This is a genomic window from Novosphingobium mathurense (assembly GCF_900168325.1).
Lineage (GTDB): Bacteria > Pseudomonadota > Alphaproteobacteria > Sphingomonadales > Sphingomonadaceae > Novosphingobium > Novosphingobium mathurense.
Genome location: NZ_FVZE01000037.1, coordinates 1 through 1,104 on the forward strand (window position 1 = coordinate 1; position 1,104 = coordinate 1,104).

General features: G+C 62.0%; 2 protein-coding genes. Both read left to right on the forward strand.

Annotation, left to right across the window (positions count from 1 at the left end; all coding sequences use genetic code 11):
* Positions 1-180 (forward strand): IS66 family insertion sequence element accessory protein TnpB (gene tnpB, locus B5483_RS22725; RefSeq protein ID WP_139384148.1); only part of this gene is annotated, 180 nt, incomplete at its 5' end.
* Positions 181-303: 123 nt separating this feature from the next.
* Positions 304-1,104, forward strand: an 801-nt coding sequence (locus B5483_RS22730) for an IS66 family transposase (protein ID WP_139384149.1), incomplete at its 3' end; no start/stop codon positions are given.

The window sequence follows — 1,104 nt, forward strand, 5'->3', positions numbered from 1 at the left end:
TTGTGGAGCGATGCGCTGGGCGTCTCGCTATATGCAAAGCGTCTCGAGAAGGGGCATTTTATCTGGCCCTCGGCCAAGGACGGTGCGATCGCCTTGACCCCCTCGCAGCTGGCCTGCATGCTCGAGGGAATCGACTGGCGTAACCCGCAGCGAACATGGCGGCCAAGCCGGGTTGGCTGAGACGGGACCCCGCTTACAAGACCCGCTCCGCCTGCTCAAACAAGCCTCTAAAAGGGGAGCAAAAATCCCGTCAAAACCTGAGAAAATCGTAGGTTTTCCGGGCATTTCTCGCTATAGGCGGGCATGCCTTCGAGCGACGACTTTCCTGAGATTTTACAGATGCACGCCGAGCTCGCGGCGGCGCGTAAACTTGTCCAGGCGGCTCAGGCTGAAGCCCGGGAAGCTCAGGCCAAGGCACTCGAGGCAGAGGCAAAAGCGGCCCGCATCCAGGCGATCAACGCCGACCTTCTGGCTCGCAACGCGCATCTCGAACTGATGAACGCGCTTATGCGCCGCGACAAATATGGAGCGAAATCAGAACGCGCGAGCCGGCTCATCGACCAGCTCGAGATGACCTTCGAGGAACTCGAGGCCGATGCCAGCGAAGCCGAAAGCCTCGCCGCTCAGGCTGCGGCCAAGACAACCACGATTGGCCCCTTCATCCGCAAGCGAACGACCCGTCGTGACTTTCCGGCAGATATTCCGCGCGAAGACGTGGTGATCCCCGCGCCCGAGCAATGCCCCTGCTGTGGCTCGGCTGAACTGAGCCATCTGCCGGCCGACATCACGGAAACGCTTGAGAAGGTGCCCGCGCGCCACAAGGTCATCCGTACCGTGCGCGAGAAAGTTTCGTGCCGCCAATGCGAAAAGATCCGCCAGGCACCGGCGCCCTTCCACGTGACGCCCCGGGGCATGTTCGGCCCGCACTTTCTAGCCGATCTCGTCTTCCAGAAATACGGGCTGCATCAGCCGCTCAACAGCCAGCGCGACCGATTGGAGGCGGCAGGGATTCCCTTGAGCCTCTCCACACTCGCCGATCAGGTCGGTGCTGTCTGCGCCGCGCTCAGGCCAATCGCCCTGTTGAACGATGCCCATGTTCTGGCC